Consider the following 16,934-nt stretch of genomic DNA (forward strand, 5'->3'; position numbering starts at 1 on the left):
CCATGGCCGCCACCCCACCGCCCCCCACGGCACCTCCGAAGCCCACCTGGGAGCCCAAGCAGCAGGACCCCCCGTACCCCTGGCTGCGCCCGACCATCCGGATAAGGCTCACGCTGCTGTACGGCGGGATGTTCCTGATCGCGGGCATCCTGCTGCTCTCGATCATCTACATGCTGGCCGCGCAGGCCCTCGGCGTGGGCAGCAAGCTGCCCTTCGAGATCGTCAGCGGACGGGTCGCCAGCGAGATCTGCGACCTGCCGACGACGCCCTCCCCGGAGGCCTTCAACGCGGCGATGAACGCCTGCGTCAACAACCAGCGCAAGGAGGCGCTGGAGACGCTGCTCAACCGCTCCCTGCTGGCTCTGGTCGGGCTCAGCATCATCGCGTTCGCCTTCGGCTACGCCATGGCGGGGCGCGTCCTGTCCCCACTCGGCCGGATCACCCGGACCGCGCGCCGGGTCGCGGGCACGGACCTCACCCGGCGGATCGAGCTGGACGGCCCGGACGACGAGCTGAAGGAGCTGTCGGACACCTTCGACGACATGCTGGACCGGCTGGAGCTGGCGTTCACCGCGCAGCAGCGGTTCGTCGGCAACGCCTCGCACGAGCTGCGCACCCCGCTGGCGATCAACCGCACGCTGCTGGAGGTCCATCTCTCCGATCCACAGGCGCCACCGGAGCTCCAGCAGCTCGGCAAGACGCTGCTGGCCACCAACGAGCGCAGTGAGCAGCTGGTCGAGGGGCTGCTGCTGCTGGCCCGCAGCGACAACCAGATCGTGGAGCGCAAACCGGTCGACCTCGCCGAGGTCGCCGACCGCGCCATCGACCAGGCCCACGCGGAGGCGGTGGAGCGGAACGTGGAGATCCGCGGTGAGCGCGCCGGTGCCGTCGTCCAGGGCAACGGGGTCCTGCTGGAGCGGATCGCGCTGAACCTCGTACAGAACGCCGTGCGGTACAACGTGGCCGAGGACGGCTGGGTGGAGGTCACCACCTCCCTCCAGCCCGGCCAGGCCCTGCTGGTGGTCTCGAACACAGGTCCTGTGGTGCCGGCGTACGAGATCGACAACCTCTTCGAGCCGTTCCGGCGGCTGCGTACGGAGCGCACGGGCAGCGACAAGGGGGTCGGACTCGGCCTGTCGATCGCACGGTCCGTCGCGCGGGCCCACGGAGGCCGTATCATCGCGGAGCCCCGCGAAGGCGGCGGTCTCGTGATGCGCGTCACCCTGCCGGTCTGAGAGGCTGCGCGGTGTGACTCTGCACCGAATCTTCATGTTCGCTTTGGGCGGAATTTTCAGGACCCGTTCCCGGGCGAGTCGTGTGTGATCGATCACAGCGCCCGTTTTCGGGCCATCTACGCTCCGTGATCGCACGTCGTTCGGAAAGCCGGTAATCGTCCGGGTTTTCGGAGGGGGTTATCACGGGAAGTACACGGGGTGGCGCCTGTGAACTGCGCAGTCGGGACCGTGTACGGTCCCCATCGCCACCCAAGCCGAGCCTCGCCGAGGCGGCCGGTTGGGTGTCGATTGAGTAACAGACCTTGATGTGAGGCAAAATCTCCGCCTCAGGTCGGGCACAAGTCCGGCCTCTCACGCGTTACGTGCGCTGAGACACCCGCAGAAACCCAAGAGGGGGAGAGCGACATGGCAACGGATTACGACACCCCACGCAAGACCGACGACGACGTGGACCAGGACAGCCTCGAAGAGCTCAAGGCTCGTCGGAGCGACAAGACGGCCTCCGCGGTCGACGTCGACGAGTTCGACGCCGCCGAAGGCCTCGAACTGCCCGGCGCGGACCTCTCCAACGAGGAGTTGGCCGTCCGGGTCCTGCCCAAGCAGGCCGACGAGTTCACCTGCATGAGCTGCTTCCTGGTGCACCACCGCAGCCAGCTGGCCCGCGAGAAGAACGGCCAGCCCATCTGCCGCGACTGCGACTGAGGCCGGGTCGGCCGTGGCAGGCGACACACCGTTCCGGAAGCGGCGCCCCTGGCGTCGGCACGGACCGGAGGCGAACGAGGGCGGCACAGGCCCGGCGGCAGGCGTCAGCCCGTCTGCCGAGCGGTCCGCCGCTCTGCCGGACCCCTCCGGTGTTTCCGGCATCTCCGACGACGAGCGGGGCCGTCCGGCCTCGCTCGAAGTGGCGGGGGCGGCGGGTCCGCCGGACCGGAGCACGGAGCAGGACCAGGCGGAGCCCACGACCGGGGCAGGCCGCCTGCACGCAGTGAAACGGGGGGTGCGCAGGAGCGGGGAGAGCGCCCGTGCCCTGGCCGGCCAGCTGGCCGACCGGATCATCGAAACAGCTCCCGCGTCCCGGTGCGCGATCTCGCCACCCTGCGCGAGCAGTTCCCGGGCCTCGGTCCCGAGGAGCTCGCCGACAAGCTCGTGGCGGGCGCGAGCCGGGCCACCGCCACCGTCGGCGCGGGCATCGGAGCGGCCGCCATGCTGCCCGTACCGCCCGCCATGCTCGCCGAGCTGGCGGCCGAGGTCACCGGCGTCGCCGCGGTGGAGATGAAGCTCGTCGCCGAGCTCCACGAGGTCTACGGCCTCCGCCCGCCGGGCCATCTCGCCCAGCGCTCCACCGCGTATCTGACGTCGTGGACCGAGGAGCGCGGTATCGACGTCACCCGGCCCACCACGCTCAACGCGGCCCTGGGCGGCCAGATGAAGCGCGAGCTGCGCCAGCAGATCACCAAGCGCATGGCCCGCAATCTGCCCAACCTGATCCCGTTCATGATCGGCGCCGCCGTCGGCGCCACGATGAACCGCCGCGACACCCGCAAGCTCGCCGACCGCATCAGGAGCGACCTGCGCAAGCAGCAGATCCCCTGGGACCGCCTCGCCGAGCTGCCCCCGCTGGAGCGGCCCGCCGTACCGGTCGTGCTGCCCAAGGAGATCGAGGGCGCCTGAAGCCCCCGGCCGTCCCCTGCGGAGCGCCTCAGGCCGCCGGTACGGCCGTCAGCGCCGCCGCCAGCCCTTCGGGTCCCGGGTGGAGAGGAAGACGTACGGAGTCGGGTCCTCGGGGTCCGTGACCTCCACCCGCACCGCCGTCCCCACATAGCTGCGCAGCAGCATGAAGGCGCGCGCGTCCGCCTTGTGCGTGCGCCAGGCGCGCGCCTCCTCGACGTCCAGCACCTCGGGCTCCCCGAGCGCGGAGAGCGGGATGCGGGCGTCACCGGCCACCAGTGCCCCGGCCACCACCCGGATCCGGGCGGAGCCGTAACTGCTCACCGCGGCCGCGGCCGCCGCCGTACCGCCGACCAGCCCGGCGAGGAGCGGCAGGGTGCCGAGCGGCAGAAGCATCAGCGCACAGGCGACACCGACCCCGAAGGCGATGAACCACCAGGAACGGGGCGCGGTGAGACGTTCGTCGAAGGGCGGTGCGGAAGGCTGCATGGGGCCAAGCTTGGCACGGCGCGACCGCCACACCGCCGCGCGGGTAAGGTCAGCGCCTGTGAGTGGAACATCAGCAGCTCTGACACCCCCGGCCGACGCCGTCGCGCCGGTCCGGCACCCTGACGCCCCCGCCCCCGGGGAACTCCTCGGCGCACACTACGAGCACTGTTTCGGCTGCGGTGAGGGACAGCCCCACGGCCTGCACCTCCAGGCCCGGGCCGGTGAAGGCGTGAGTGTGACCGCCGAGTTCACCGTCAAGCCCGCCCACCAGGGCGCCCCCGGCCTCGCCCACGGCGGCGTGCTCGCCACCGCGCTGGACGAGACCCTCGGCTCGCTGAACTGGCTGCTGCGCACGATCGCGGTGACCGGCCGGCTGGAGACCGACTTCGTGCGCCCCGTGCCGGTGGACACCGTGCTGCACCTGGACGCCCGCATCACCGCCGTGCACGGCCGGAAGATCTACTCCACGGCCACCGGCCGGATCGGCGGCCCCGAGGGCCCCGTCGCGGTCCGGGCCGACGCCCTCTTCATCGAGGTCAAGGTGGACCACTTCATCGAGAACGGGCGGCCCGCCGAGATCCAGGCCGCCATGGCCGACCCGGACCAGGTCAAGCGTGCCCGAGCCTTCGAGGTGAACCCCTGATGCGCAGCCCCGTCGACGTACTGATCCGCCTCCTCGACCCGGACGTACCGATTCCGGCGTACGGACACCCGGGGGACGCCGGGGCCGACCTGGTGACCACCGAGGCCGCCGAACTCGCCCCCGGCGAGCGCGTGGTGCTCCCCACCGGCGTCTCGATCGCCCTGCCCGACGGGTACGCCGCCTTCGTGCACCCCCGCTCCGGCCTCGCGGCCCGCTGCGGAGTGGCCCTCGTGAATGCCCCAGGGACGGTGGATGCCGGGTACCGTGGGGAGATCAAGGTGATCGTGGTCAACCTCGATCCGCGCGAGAGCGTGCGATTCGAACGGTTCGACCGGATTGCCCAACTGGTCGTCCAGCAGGTCGAGAAGGTGCGCTTCCACGAGGTGGCGGAACTTCCCGGCTCGGCGCGGGCCGAAGGGGGCTTCGGGTCCACCGGCGGTCATGCGTCGGTGGACGTCGCCGAGGGCGGGATCACCCACGGTGGGAACAGCTACGCTTCGGTCGTATCCGACCGGGAAGGACAGTGACGTGTTCGGACGTCGCAAGAAGAGTGGTTCCGCCGAGGACGAGGCGGACGAGGTGCGCGAGACCGAGCAGGTCGCCGACGAGGGCACCGACGGGGCCGCCGCAGGCACCCGCCGGTCGAACCTTCCGCCGGCCCCCCGGCCCGACGGACCCTGGGACCTCACCGAGGTCTCCCAGCCCGGCGAGGGCCGGGTCGACCTGGGCGGCATCTTCGTGCCCGGGGTCGAGGGCATGGAGCTGCGCGTAGAGGTGGCCGGGGACGCGATCGTCGCCGCCACCGTCGTGCTCCGCGACAGCGCGGTCCAGCTGCAGGCCTTCGCGGCCCCCAAGCGGCAGGGCATCTGGGGCGAGGTCCGCGAGGAGATCGCCTCCGGCATCACCCAGCAGGGCGGCGTCATCGACGAGGTCGAGGGCCCGCTGGGCTGGGAGCTGCGCGCGCAGGTCCCCGTACAGCTCCCGGACGGCACCAACGGGGTGCAGCTCGTGCGCTTCGTCGGCGTCGACGGCCCCCGCTGGTTCCTGCGCGGGGTCATCTCCGGCCAGGGCGCGGTCCAGCCGGAGGCGGCGGGTCTGCTGGAGACGATCTTCCGGGACACCGTGGTGGTCCGCGGCGAGGGCCCGATGGCCCCCCGCGACCCGATCGTCCTCAAGCTCCCCAACGACGCCCAGATGGTGCCCGAGGGCATCCAGCAGGAGGAGCAGGAGGGCTCGAAGTTCTCCGGCGGCATGGGCCAGCTCCAGCGCGGACCGGAGATCACCGAGGTCCGCTAGGGCCGGTCGGCGAACTGCCGTCTGCCGACAGGCCCCAGGCCCGTCGGGCGGATCCTGACCGGATCCGCCGCGGTACGTCACCACAGCGTCACGGCCGGTGGGCCGCACCCCTTCCCGGGGTGCGGCCCACCGGCCTTTCCGCGTCCGCCGCCCGGGCCCGCCCGCCGAGGGCGCGTATGGGGCGCGTATCGGGCACGTACGAGGAACATCAAGAGCCGGGCCGCTGCCGTAAGGAGTCTGTCAACGCCGCTGGTGGGAGCCGTTCTCGACGGTTTGCTCGGGGGGTCCGAGAAACCGAACCTCCCTAGGAGCACACGATGGCCGATCTGGCCTTCGTCGCCACCACGATCGCGGTCTTCGCGCTGGTGGCCCTCATCGCCCGAGCGGTGGGCAGGCTGTGACCGCCGAGAACATCACCGGCCTGATCGTGGCCGTCGCCCTGCTGGGCTACCTCGTCCTCGCCCTCCTCCACCCGGAGAGGTTCTGAGCCCGAGATGAGCCCCTTCCTCGCCGGTCTGCTCCAGCTGCTCGCCCTCGTCGCGGCACTGGGTCTGGCCTACCGTCCCCTCGGCGACCACATGGCCCGGGTCTACACCTCCACCCGCCACCTGCGGGCCGAGAGGTGGATCTACCGGGCCATCGGCGCCGACCCGTCCGTCGAGATGCGCTGGCCCGCCTATCTGCGCGCGGTCCTCGCCTTCTCCTTCGTCGGCGTTCTGTTCCTCTACGCGCTCCAGCGGGCGCAGGGGGTCCTGCCCGGCTCCCTGGGCTTCGCCTCGATCGACCCCGACCAGGCGTTCAACACCGCCGCCTCCTTCGTCACCAACACCAACTGGCAGTCGTACGCCGGTGAACAGGCCATGGGCCACCTCGTGCAGACCGGCGGCCTGGCCGTGCAGAACTTCGTCTCCGCCGCCGTCGGCATGGCCGTCGCCGTGGCCCTTGTCCGCGGCTTCGCCCGGACCCGCACCGGGGAGCTCGGCAACTTCTGGACCGACCTGGTGCGCGGCACCGTGCGCGTCCTGCTGCCGATATCCGTGGCCGGCGCCCTGGTCCTGGTCGCCTGCGGGGTCATCCAGAACTTCTCCGGCATCCACGGCGTCGGCCAGTTCCTCGGTCCGCCCCAGCAGGGGAACGGCGGCGCGGTCGCCTCGCAGGAGGTCATCAAGGAGCTGGGCACCAACGGCGGCGGCTACTTCAACGCCAACTCCGCCCACCCCTTCGAGAACCCCACACCGCTCTCCAACCTGTTCCAGGTCTTCCTCATCCTGCTCATCCCGACCGCGCTGACCCGCACCTTCGGCCGGATGACGGGCTCGGTGAAGCAGGGGTACGCGCTCCTCGCCACGATGGCGGTCCTCTGGATCGGTTTCACGGCGCTGATGCTCTGGACCGAGTCCGCCCACCGGGGGCCGGCCTTCGAGATCGCGGGCGGCGCCATGGAGGGCAAGGAGACCCGCTTCGGGATCGCCGGCTCGGCGCTCTTCGCGGTCGCCACGACGCTGACCTCGACCGGAGCGGTGAACTCCTTCCACTCCTCGTACACCGGATTCGGCGGCGGCATCACGATGCTGGGCATGCAGCTCGGCGAGATCGCCCCCGGAGGGGTCGGCTCCGGTCTCTACGGCATCCTGATCATGGCGGTCATCGCGGTGTTCATCGCCGGACTCATGGTCGGCCGGACCCCGGAGTACCTGGGCAAGAAGATCGGCATCCGGGAGATCAAGCTCGCCGCCTGCTATCTGCTCGTCACCCCGGCGCTCGTCCTCGGCCTCACCGCCGCGGCCATGGCCCTGCCCACCCCGCGTGACTCGATGACGAACACGGGACCGCACGGCTTCTCCGAGATCCTCTACGCCTACACCTCGGCCGCCAACAACAACGGCTCCGCCTTCGCCGGGCTGGCCGCCGACACCCCGTGGTTCAACACCACCCTCGGCATCGCGATGCTGCTCGGCCGCTTCCTGCCGATCGTCCTCGTCCTGGCCCTGGCCGGCTCACTGGCCGAACAGAGGTCCGTCCCCGCCACCACCGGCACCCTCAGCACCCATAAGCCGCTCTTCAGCGGGGTGCTCCTCGCCACGATCCTCATCGTCACCGGACTCACCTACTTCCCGGCCCTGGCACTGGGCCCGCTGGCTGAAGGGCTCGCGTCATGAGCACGCTCACCGACCCCCGTGCGGCGCGACAGGCACCGCCGGCCGATCACGGGCCCGCCGGGACCCGCGTCGGCTCCGGGACCCTCGACGCCCGGCTTATGCTCCGGTCCCTGCCCGACGCGGTACGGAAACTGGACCCCCGGGTGATGGTGAAGTCCCCGGTGATGTTCGTCGTCCTGATCGGCTCGGTGCTCACCACCGTGCTCGCGGCGCTGGACCCGGACGACTGGTTCGGCTGGGCGATCACCGGCTGGCTCTGGCTCACCACGCTCTTCGCCAATCTGGCGGAGGCGGTCGCGGAGGGGCGGGGGAGGGCGCAGGCCGAGACCCTGCGCCGGGCCAGGACCGACACCGTCGCCCGCCGCGTCACCGGCACCCGTTCCGGTTCCGGCTCCGGCTCCGGCTCGGGTGAGGAACGGGTCGCCGGAACGGAGCTGCGCATCGGGGACCTGGTGGTCTGCGAGGCCGGGGACACCGTCCCCGGGGACGGCGACGTGGTCGAAGGCGTCGCCTCCGTCGACGAATCCGCCATCACCGGCGAATCGGCACCGGTCATCCGGGAGTCCGGCGGCGACCGCTCGGCCGTCACCGGCGGCACGAAGGTGCTCTCGGACCGCGTCGTCATCAAGATCACCACCAAGCCGGGGGAGACGTTCATCGACCGGATGATCGGCCTGGTGGAAGGCGCGGCACGGCAGCGGACGCCCAACGAGATCGCCCTGAACATCCTGCTGGCGTCCCTCTCGATCGTCTTCCTCCTGGCCGTCGTCTCGCTCCAGCCCTTCGCCGTGTACGCGGGCGCCGAGCAGTCGATGATCGTGCTGACGGCCCTGCTGGTCTGCCTGATCCCCACCACCATCGGCGCACTGCTCTCCGCCATCGGCATCGCGGGCATGGACCGACTCGTCCAGCGCAACGTGCTGGCCATGTCGGGCCGCGCGGTCGAGGCGGCGGGCGACGTGTCGACGCTGCTCCTCGACAAGACCGGCACCATCACCCTCGGCAACCGGCAGGCGGCCGCGTTCGTCCCGGTGGCGGGGGTGGGCGAGGAGGAGCTCGCCGGGGCCGCACGCCTGTCCTCGCTCGCCGACGAGACCCCGGAGGGCCGGTCGGTCGTCGCCCTCGCGGAGGCGCGCCACGGGCCGTACGGGCGGGAGGCGGCGGCCGACGGTGCGGAGTGGATCACCTTCACCGCGCGGACCCGGATGTCCGGGGTGGACCTGGACGGCCACCGGGTCCGCAAGGGCGCCGCCCGGTCCGTGACCGCCTGGGTACGGGAGCGGGGCGGCGAGGTGCCCGGTGACGCGGGCGAGATCGCGGACCGGATCGCGGCGGCGGGCGGTACGCCGCTGCTGGTGGCCGTCGAGGACGCGCGCGGGCCCCGGGTCCTGGGCGTCGTCCACCTCAAGGACGTGGTGAAGGAAGGGATGCCGGAACGGTTCGCCGAACTGCGCCGGATGGGCATCCGTACGGTCATGATCACCGGCGACAACCCGCTGACCGCGCGGGCCGTCGCCGATGAGGCGGGCGTCGACGACTTCCTGGCCGAGGCCACCCCCGAGGACAAGATGGCCCTCATCAAGCGGGAGCAGGCCGGCGGACGGCTGGTCGCCATGACCGGCGACGGCACCAACGACGCCCCCGCGCTCGCCCAGGCCGACGTCGGCGTCGCGATGAACACCGGCACCTCCGCCGCCAAGGAGGCCGGGAACATGGTCGACCTGGACTCCGACCCCACCAAGCTCATCGAGATCGTCCGGATCGGCAAGCAGCTCCTGATCACCCGGGGCGCCCTGACCACGTTCTCCATCGCCAACGACGTCGCGAAGTACTTCGCGATCATCCCGGCCATGTTCGCCGTGGCCTACCCCTCGCTGGACCGGCTCAACATCATGCGCCTGGCCTCTCCGGAGTCCGCGATCCTCTCGGCCGTCGTCTTCAACGCGCTGATCATCATGGTGCTCGTACCGCTGGCCCTGAAGGGCGTCCGTTACCGGCCCGCTTCCGCCGACACGATGCTGCGGCGCAACCTCGGCCTGTACGGGCTCGGCGGCCTGATCGCCCCGTTCATCGGCATCAAACTCCTCGACCTGCTCATCTCCCTCATCCCTGGAATCGGCTGATCCGCCATGACCCACACCCACGCCGGCACCACCACCCGGCTGCTCGGAGCCGGGCTGCGCGCCCTGCTCGTCCTCACCCTGGTCTGCGGCGCCCTCTACCCGCTGGCCGTCACCGGAGCGGCCCAGGCGCTCTTTCCCGGCCGGGCCAACGGCTCGGAGATCACCGCCGGCGGCCGGACCGTCGGCTCGGAGCTCATCGGCCGGCGCTACGACCTTCCGGCGGACAGGACCGGCGAGGCGCCCGCACCCGACCTGCGCTGGTTCCAGCCCCGCCCCTCCGCCGGGCTCGCCACCAACAGCGTCAACACCCGCTACGACCTCCTCGTCTCCGGGGCCACCAACCTCTCCGGCGACAACGAGGAGCTGATCGGCCGGGTGAAGGCCGCCAAGGAGGCCGTGGTCGCCGACAACTCCGTACCGGGCCACCGTGTCCGCCCCCAGGACGTCCCTCCGGACGCCGTCACCTCCTCCGGGTCCGGTCTCGACCCGCACATCTCCCCGGCCTACGCCGAGCTCCAGGTCCGCCGGGTCGCCGCACGCAACCACCTGGACCCCGACCAGGTGACCGAGCTGGTCGCGCACCACACCGAGGGGCGGACGCTGGGCTTCGTCGGAGAGCCCCGGGTGAACGTCCTGCGGCTCAACATCGCCCTGCGGGAGCTGACGGACGCCCGCTGATCCGGCCCCTGACGCGGACCTCCCCGAGAGGGGCAGGTCCGCGTCAGGGGCGCGTCGACGCCATCGGGGCTGCGCAACGCCGTCCGGGTTCCGTCAACGCCCTCAGCGTTGCGCCGACGCCATCAGGGTTGCGTCAATACGGCCCTCACCTGCGCTCCCAGGTGCCGGAGCCACGGATTCGCGGAGTAGCGTCGTGAGCGGCAGCCGCACCCGGCGCCATCGGCCACCGGCACGGACGGCCGCAGGAAGAAGACAATGGGGCCATGGGACGCGGCACACTCCGGATCTACCTCGGCGCGGCACCGGGCGTCGGCAAGACGTACGCGATGCTGGCCGAGGGCCACCGCAGGGTCGAGCGCGGCACCGATTGCGTGGTGGCCCTCGTGGAGCACCACGACCGGCCGCGCACCGAGGTGATGCTGCACGGCCTGGAGCAGATCCCGCGTTCGGAGATCGACTACCGCTCCGCCGTCTTCACCGAGATGGACGTCGACGCCGTCCTGGAGCGCGCGCCCGCCGTCGCCCTGGTGGACGAACTGGCCCACACCAACGTGCCCGGCTCCCGCAACGCCAAGCGCTGGCAGGACGTCGAGGAGCTGCTCAGGGCCGGGATCGACGTCATATCCACGGTCAACATCCAGCACCTGGAGTCGCTGGGCGACGTCGTGGAGTCGATCACCGGCGTACGCCAGCAGGAGACCGTCCCGGACGAGGTGGTGCGCCGGGCCGACCAGATCGAGCTGGTCGACATGTCGCCCCAGGCGCTGCGCCGCCGGATGGCGCACGGCAACATCTACCAGCCCGACAAGCTGGACGCCGCCCTCTCGAACTACTTCCGCCCCGGCAACCTGACCGCCCTGCGCGAGCTGGCCCTCCTGTGGACCGCCGACCGGGTCGACGAGTACCTCCAGCAGTACCGGGGCGAGCACAACATCCGCACCCCCTGGCAGGCCCGCGAACGTATCGTCGTCGGCCTCACCGGCGGCCCCGAGGGCCGCACGCTCATCCGCCGCGCCTCCCGGATGGCCGCCAAGGGCTCCGGCAGCGAGATCCTCGCCGTCTACATCGCGCGCAGCGACGGACTGACCTCCGCGTCGCCCAAGGAGCTCGCCGTCCAGCGCACCCTGGTCGAGGACGTCGGCGGAACGTTCCACCACGTCATCGGCGACGACATCCCCGCCGCCCTCCTGGAGTTCGCCCGCGGGGTCAACGCCACCCAGATCGTGCTGGGCTCCAGCCGCCGCAAGACCTGGCAGTACATCTACGGCCCCGGGGTCGGCGCCACCGTCGCCCGGGAGTCCGGACCCGACCTGGACGTCCACATCGTCACCCACGAGGAGGTCGCCAAGGGCCGCGGTCTGCCCATCGCGCGCGGCGCCCGGCTCGGGCGGGCCAGGATCATCTCGGGCTGGCTGGTCGGCGTCGCCGGTCCGCTCCTGCTCTCGCTCCTGCTGCGGAGCCTGGAGAACGGCCCCGGCCTCGCCAACGACGTCCTGCTCTTCCTCTTCCTGACCGTCGCCGCGGCCCTGCTCGGCGGGTTGCGGCCCGCCCTCGCCTCGGCCGCCGTCGGCGTGATGCTCCTGAACTACTGGTTCACCCCGCCGACCCAGACCCTCACCGTGCAGGACCCGGAGAACTTCGTCGCCATCGTGATCTTCTTCGCGGTGGCGGTGGCGGTCTCCTCGGTGGTGGACCTGGCGGCCCGCCGTACCCACCAGGCCGCCCGGCTGCGCGCCGAGTCGGAGATCCTCTCCTTCCTGGCGGGCAGCGTGCTGCGCGGGGAGACCGCCCTGGACGCGCTGCTGGAGCGGGTCCGCGAGACCTTCGCGATGGAGTCCGTCGCCCTGCTGGAGCGGGCCAGCGACGTCGACCCGTGGACCTGCGCCGGATTCGTCGGGCCCGCCCCGGTCGCCCGGCCCGACGACGCGGACGTGGACATGCCGGTCGGCGACAACATGGCGCTCGCGCTGTCGGGCCGGGTGCTGCCCGCCGAGGACCGCCGGGTGCTCGGCGCCTTCGCCGCCCAGGCGGCCGTCGTCCTGGACCGCCAGCGCCTGGTCTCGGAGGCCGACCGGGCCCGCAGGCTCGCCGAGGGCAACCGGATCAGGACCGCGCTGCTCGCCGCCGTCAGCCACGACCTGCGCACCCCGCTCGCCGGGATCAAGGCCGCCGTCAGCTCGCTGCGCTCCGACGACGTCGCCTGGTCGCCGGAGGACGAGGCCGAGCTCCTCGAAGGCATCGAGAACGGCGCCGACCGCCTCGACCACCTGGTGGGCAACCTGCTGGACATGTCCCGACTCCAGACCGGCACCGTGACGCCGCTGATCCGCGAGATCGACCTCGACGAGGTGGTGCCGATGGCGCTCGGCGGGGTCCCCGAGGGCAGCGTCGACCTGGACATCCCCGAGACGCTGCCCATGGTCGCCGTCGACCCGGGGCTGCTGGAGCGGGTCGTCGCCAACGTCGTCGAGAACGCCGTCAAGTACAGCCCCGGCAGTGAGCCCATCGCGGTGGCCGCCAGCGCGCACGGCGAACGCGTCGAGCTCCGGGTCGTCGACCGGGGACGCGGCGTCCCCGACGAGGCCAAGGAGCGGATCTTCGAGCCCTTCCAGCGGTACGGTGACGCCCCGCGCGGCGCCGGGGTGGGCCTCGGCCTCGCGGTCTCCCGGGGCTTCGCCGAGGCCATGGGCGGCACCCTGGACGCCGAGGACACGCCGGGCGGCGGGCTCACCATGGTCCTGACCCTGACGGCCGCACCGGGCCGGGAGCAGGCCCGGGACCGGACGGTGCTCCCGGCCGGGACCACCTCATGACGGACCCGCCGCGCACGACCCCGCCCCTCACGAGGGTCCCGCGCCCCCGGGGCGTCCCGCCCGTGTGAAGCCCGCCCCCCTCCCCGTACAGCCCCTCCCGCAGAAAGGCAGGTCCGCGATGACCCGGGTGCTTGTGGTCGACGACGAGCCGCAGATCGTACGCGCCCTCGTGATCAACCTGAAGGCCCGCAAGTACGAGGTCGACGCCGCCCCCGACGGGGCGACCGCCCTCCAGCTCGCCGCCGCCCGCCACCCCGACGTCGTGCTCCTGGACCTCGGGCTGCCCGACATGGACGGGGTCGAGGTGATCAAGGGCCTGCGCGGCTGGACCCGGGTCCCGATCCTCGTCCTCTCCGCGCGCCACACCTCCGACGAGAAGGTGGAGGCGCTGGACGCGGGAGCCGACGACTACGTCACCAAGCCGTTCGGCATGGACGAGCTGCTGGCCCGCCTGCGCGCCTCCGTACGCCGCTCGGAACCGGTCGGCCAGGACATCGGCGAGGACCTCGCGATCGTGGAGACGGCCGGCTTCACCGTCGACCTGGCGGCCAAGAAGGTGCACCGCGACGGCCGCGACGTACGGCTCACCCCCACCGAGTGGCACCTGCTGGAGGTCCTCGTCCGCAACGGCGGCCGCCTGGTCAGCCAGAAACAGCTCCTCCAGGAGGTCTGGGGGCCCTCCTACGGCACCGAGACCAACTATCTGCGGGTCTACATGGCCCAGCTCCGGCGCAAGCTGGAGGCGGACCCCTCACACCCCCGCCACTTCGTCACCGAGCCCGGGATGGGCTACCGCTTCGAGCGCGGCTGACCCCCGTGAACCCCTCGTACGCAGCCCGCCGGCTCACCCTTTCGAGTGGTCCGCCCACGGCTCCGTACGGAGCCCGCGGGACCGGTACCCTTCGGGTATGAGTGCTGTTCCCCGACACGAGAAGGCCGGCAGGGCGGAGAGGCCTTCCGGGCGCTTCCGCCGTATGCTCGACCGGCTCTCCAGCTCCCAGGAGGACCTGGAGTCCCAGGAGCTGCGGGAGGACACCCAGGCCACCGGATGCACGCGGATATCCGAGTGCTCCGACCGCCAGATAGTCAAGGTGGCTGGTACGTTGCGGACCGTCACCCTCCGTCCCCGGGCCGGAGTGCCCGCCCTGGAGGCGGAGCTCTTCGACGGCACCGAGCCGCTGGACGTGGTCTGGCTGGGCCGTCGCTCCATCGTCGGCATAGAGCCGGGCCGCAGGATCATCGCCTCGGGCCGGGTCGCCATGAGCCACGGGCGCCGGGTGCTGTTCAACCCCACATACGAACTCCGACCGCTCGGCAAGGAGTAGCCGGTGACGTCTCTCGACAAGCCGACGTCCGAAACGGACCAGCCCCACCCCACCGACCGGCAGAGCGCCGGCGGAAGGCACGCCGCCCAGCAGGACGCCGCGTCGAAGGCGGTCACCGAAGCCGCCCTCTTCGAGGCCTTCGGCGGTGTGCGCGGCATGGTGGAGACAGTCCTGCCCGGGCTGCTCTTCGTCACGATCTTCACCATCAACAAGAACCTGCACATCTCGGCCATCGCGGCCCTGGCGGTCTCCCTGGCCCTGGTCGCCGTACGGCTGATCCGCCGGGACACCGTGAAGCACGCCTTCAGCGGCGTCTTCGGGGTCGCCTTCGGTGTCGTCTTCGCGATGATGACGGGCAACGCCAAGGACTTCTACCTGCCGGGCATGCTCTACACCCTGGGGCTGGCCACGGCCTACCTCGTCACCGCCGCCGCGGGGGTGCCGCTGATCGGGCTGATCCTGGGCCCGGTCTTCAAGGAGAACCTCTCCTGGCGGACGCGTAACCCCGGCCGCAAGAAGGCGTACACCAAGGCGAGTTACGCCTGGGGCCTCATCCTCCTCGCCAAGTGCGCGATCCTCTTCCCGCTGTACTGGTGGGGCGACACCACCCAGTTCGGCTGGGTGCTGGTCGCGCTGAAGATCCCGCCGTTCCTGCTCGCGGTCTATCTGACCTGGGTCTTCCTCGCGAAGGCGCCGCCGCCCATCGACGTCTTCGCCGAGATGGAGGCCGAGGAGAAGGCCGCGGAGCAGGCCGAGAAGGACCGCAAGGCCGAGCAGGCCGCAGGAGCCCTCCGCAACCCGGAGGCGTAGGACACGTACAGGAAGGGCCCGTCGCCGCTGTCCCGCGGTGACGGGCCCTTCCTGTGTTCACGCGTCAGCTGTCGGGCCGTTTACGCGTCAGCTGTCGGACGACGGATCGCGGCGGACCGACAACAGGTCCTCCAACTGCTCCTCGCGCGCCTGGGCCGCCACGAACAGCAGCTCGTCACCGGCCTCCAGGGACTCCTCGGGGCTCGGCGTCAGCACCCGCGTCCCGCGGATGATGGTGACCAGCGAGGTGTCCTCGGGCCACGCCACATCACCGACCCGGGTGCCGGCCAGCGCCGACTCCGGCGGCAGCGTCAGCTCCACCAGGTTGGCGTCGCCGTGGCTGAAGCGCAGCAGCCGGACCAGATCGCCGACGCTCACCGCCTCCTCCACCAGGGCCGACATCAGCCGCGGGGTCGAGACCGCGACATCGACGCCCCAGGACTCGTTGAACAGCCACTCGTTCTTCGGGTGGTTGACCCGCGCCACCACCCGCGGCACGCCGTACTCGGTCTTCGCGAGCAGCGAGACGACCAGGTTCACCTTGTCGTCGCCCGTCGCCGCGATCACCACGTTGCAGCGCTGGAGCGCCGCCTCGTCCAGCGAGGTGATCTCGCAGGCGTCCGCGAGCAGCCACTCGGCCGACGGCACCCGCTCCACCGAGATGGCGCTGGGCGCCTTGTCGATGAGCAGCACCTCGTGCCCGTTCTCCAGCAGCTCGGCGGCGATGGAACGGCCCACCGCGCCGGCCCCGGCAATCGACACACGCATCAGTGACCGTCCTCCTCGGGACCCTCGGCGAAGGCCTCTTCGACCTTGGCGATCTCGTCCGTACGCATCATCACGTGGACCAGGTCGCCCTCCTGCAGGACGGTCTGCGACGTCGGCAGAATGGCCTCGCCCAACCGGGTGAGGAAGGCCACGCGCACGCCGGTCTGCTCCTGGAGCGTGCTGATCCGGTGGCCGATCCACGACGGTGTCGTGTGCACCTCGGCGAGCTGCACACCTCCGCTCGGATCGCGCCACAGCGGCTCCGCGCCCGAGGGCAGCAGCCGTCGCAGCATCTGGTCCGCCGTCCAGCGGACCGTGGCCACGGTGGGGATGCCGAGCCGCTGGTACACCTCGGCCCGCTTCGGGTCGTAGATACGGGCCGCGACGTTCTCGATGGAGAACATCTCGCGGGCCACCCGGGCCGCGATGATGTTGGAGTTGTCACCGCTGCTGACCGCGGCGAACGCCCCGGCCTCCTCGATGCCCGCCTCGCGGAGGGTGTCCTGGTCGAAGCCGACCCCGGTGACCCGGCGACCGCCGAACCCGGATCCGAGACGGCGGAAGGCCGTCGGGTCCTGGTCGATCACCGCGACCGTGTGGCCCTGCTGCTCCAGGGTCTGCGCGAGAGCGGCTCCGACGCGCCCGCAACCCATGATGACGATGTGCACCGCTCGCCTACCTCGCCGTCCTGGTCATCCGGCCGACCTGCGAAAACACGCTGCTCACACTTCTCTCTCAGCTTGCCGGGCAAACAACGGGGCAACGACTTCGGCGCTGCCCGGGGATGAGCTTATGCCGCTGGGGGACGGCTGTTTCCTCCGAGTGTGCGTTGCCCCGGACACATGGGCAAAGGGGGAGTAAAAGCGCTGCGCCAGTCGCAAGGATTGCGTTAAGGATTACGGTCGGGTTCTGCTCCTACCGCAGGAG

At 71.4% G+C, this 16,934-nt stretch carries 15 protein-coding genes and 2 pseudogenes; 14 read left to right on the top strand and 3 right to left on the bottom strand.

What is annotated here, in order from left to right; genetic code table 11:
• Positions 1-2: 2 nt before the first annotated feature.
• From D6270_RS26295 to D6270_RS26305, 3 genes and pseudogenes are all read left to right on the top strand, one after another.
• Positions 3-1,235 carry a sensor histidine kinase gene (locus D6270_RS26295; RefSeq protein ID WP_109163201.1) on the top strand — a complete coding sequence of 411 codons (1,233 nt, stop codon included), beginning with the start codon at positions 3-5 and terminating at the stop codon, positions 1,233-1,235.
• 405 nt (positions 1,236-1,640) lie between these two features.
• Positions 1,641-1,937: a DUF4193 domain-containing protein gene (locus D6270_RS26300; RefSeq protein WP_003965732.1), complete on the top strand. Its 297-nt coding sequence runs from the start codon at positions 1,641-1,643 to the stop codon at positions 1,935-1,937.
• Between the two features lie 13 nt (positions 1,938-1,950).
• A pseudogene (locus D6270_RS26305) lies at positions 1,951-2,906 on the top strand (hypothetical protein).
• A 28-nt stretch (positions 2,907-2,934) separates the two neighbouring features.
• Here D6270_RS26305 and D6270_RS26310 read toward each other — a convergent pair.
• Positions 2,935-3,392: pseudogene (locus D6270_RS26310) on the bottom strand (DUF3093 domain-containing protein).
• Between the two features lie 58 nt (positions 3,393-3,450).
• On the opposite strand from D6270_RS26310, the gene D6270_RS26315 reads away from it, so the two are divergent.
• From D6270_RS26315 to D6270_RS26365, 11 genes are all read left to right on the top strand, one after another.
• Positions 3,451-4,035, top strand: coding sequence for a PaaI family thioesterase (locus D6270_RS26315; protein ID WP_015611957.1), 585 nt, complete (start codon positions 3,451-3,453; stop codon positions 4,033-4,035).
• Positions 4,035-4,562 (top strand): dUTP diphosphatase, encoded by a 528-nt coding sequence (gene dut / locus D6270_RS26320; RefSeq protein WP_018488271.1) that lies wholly within the window; start codon positions 4,035-4,037, stop codon positions 4,560-4,562. Before D6270_RS26315 ends, dut begins: the two co-directional genes overlap by 1 nt.
• Before the next feature lies 1 nt (position 4,563).
• Positions 4,564-5,331, top strand: a complete 768-nt coding sequence (locus D6270_RS26325) for a DUF3710 domain-containing protein (protein WP_109163198.1) — start codon at positions 4,564-4,566, stop codon at positions 5,329-5,331.
• A 397-nt stretch (positions 5,332-5,728) separates the two neighbouring features.
• Complete coding sequence (gene kdpF / locus D6270_RS26330; RefSeq protein ID WP_109163197.1) at positions 5,729-5,818, top strand: K(+)-transporting ATPase subunit F; 90 nt, start codon at positions 5,729-5,731, stop codon at positions 5,816-5,818.
• 7 nt (positions 5,819-5,825) lie between these two features.
• The gene (gene kdpA, locus D6270_RS26335) at positions 5,826-7,490 is read left to right on the top strand and encodes a potassium-transporting ATPase subunit KdpA (protein WP_109163196.1); all 1,665 of its coding nucleotides are present in this window, start codon (positions 5,826-5,828) and stop codon (positions 7,488-7,490) included.
• Positions 7,487-9,613: a potassium-transporting ATPase subunit KdpB gene (kdpB, locus tag D6270_RS26340; protein WP_109163195.1), complete on the top strand. Its 2,127-nt coding sequence runs from the start codon at positions 7,487-7,489 to the stop codon at positions 9,611-9,613. Before kdpA ends, kdpB begins: the two co-directional genes overlap by 4 nt.
• A gap of 6 nt (positions 9,614-9,619) precedes the next feature.
• Positions 9,620-10,291: a potassium-transporting ATPase subunit C gene (locus tag D6270_RS26345; RefSeq protein WP_109163194.1), complete on the top strand. Its 672-nt coding sequence runs from the start codon at positions 9,620-9,622 to the stop codon at positions 10,289-10,291.
• A gap of 263 nt (positions 10,292-10,554) precedes the next feature.
• Positions 10,555-13,104, top strand: coding sequence for a DUF4118 domain-containing protein (locus tag D6270_RS26350; RefSeq protein ID WP_109163193.1), 2,550 nt, complete (start codon positions 10,555-10,557; stop codon positions 13,102-13,104).
• 118 nt (positions 13,105-13,222) lie between these two features.
• Entirely contained in the window at positions 13,223-13,915 is a 693-nt protein-coding gene (locus D6270_RS26355) for a response regulator (RefSeq protein ID WP_109163192.1), read from the top strand.
• Positions 13,916-14,012: 97 nt separating this feature from the next.
• A complete protein-coding gene (locus D6270_RS26360) occupies positions 14,013-14,429 on the top strand; it encodes an OB-fold nucleic acid binding domain-containing protein (protein ID WP_078533286.1) in 417 nt (138 codons plus the stop codon).
• A 3-nt stretch (positions 14,430-14,432) separates the two neighbouring features.
• Positions 14,433-15,239: a DUF3159 domain-containing protein gene (locus D6270_RS26365; RefSeq protein ID WP_109163191.1), complete on the top strand. Its 807-nt coding sequence runs from the start codon at positions 14,433-14,435 to the stop codon at positions 15,237-15,239.
• Between the two features lie 87 nt (positions 15,240-15,326).
• Here the strand turns inward: D6270_RS26365 and D6270_RS26370 are convergent, their stop codons facing one another.
• Together D6270_RS26370 and D6270_RS26375 are read right to left on the bottom strand one after the other, a co-directional pair.
• Positions 15,327-16,007: a potassium channel family protein gene (locus D6270_RS26370; protein WP_109163190.1), complete on the bottom strand. Its 681-nt coding sequence runs from the start codon at positions 16,005-16,007 to the stop codon at positions 15,327-15,329.
• Positions 16,007-16,675 (bottom strand): potassium channel family protein, encoded by a 669-nt coding sequence (locus D6270_RS26375; RefSeq protein WP_109163189.1) that lies wholly within the window; start codon positions 16,673-16,675, stop codon positions 16,007-16,009. The genes D6270_RS26370 and D6270_RS26375 overlap by 1 nt, the downstream gene beginning before the upstream one ends.
• Between the last annotated feature and the right edge of the window lie 259 nt (positions 16,676-16,934).

The organism is Streptomyces griseus subsp. griseus, assembly GCF_003610995.1.
Taxonomy (GTDB): domain Bacteria; phylum Actinomycetota; class Actinomycetes; order Streptomycetales; family Streptomycetaceae; genus Streptomyces.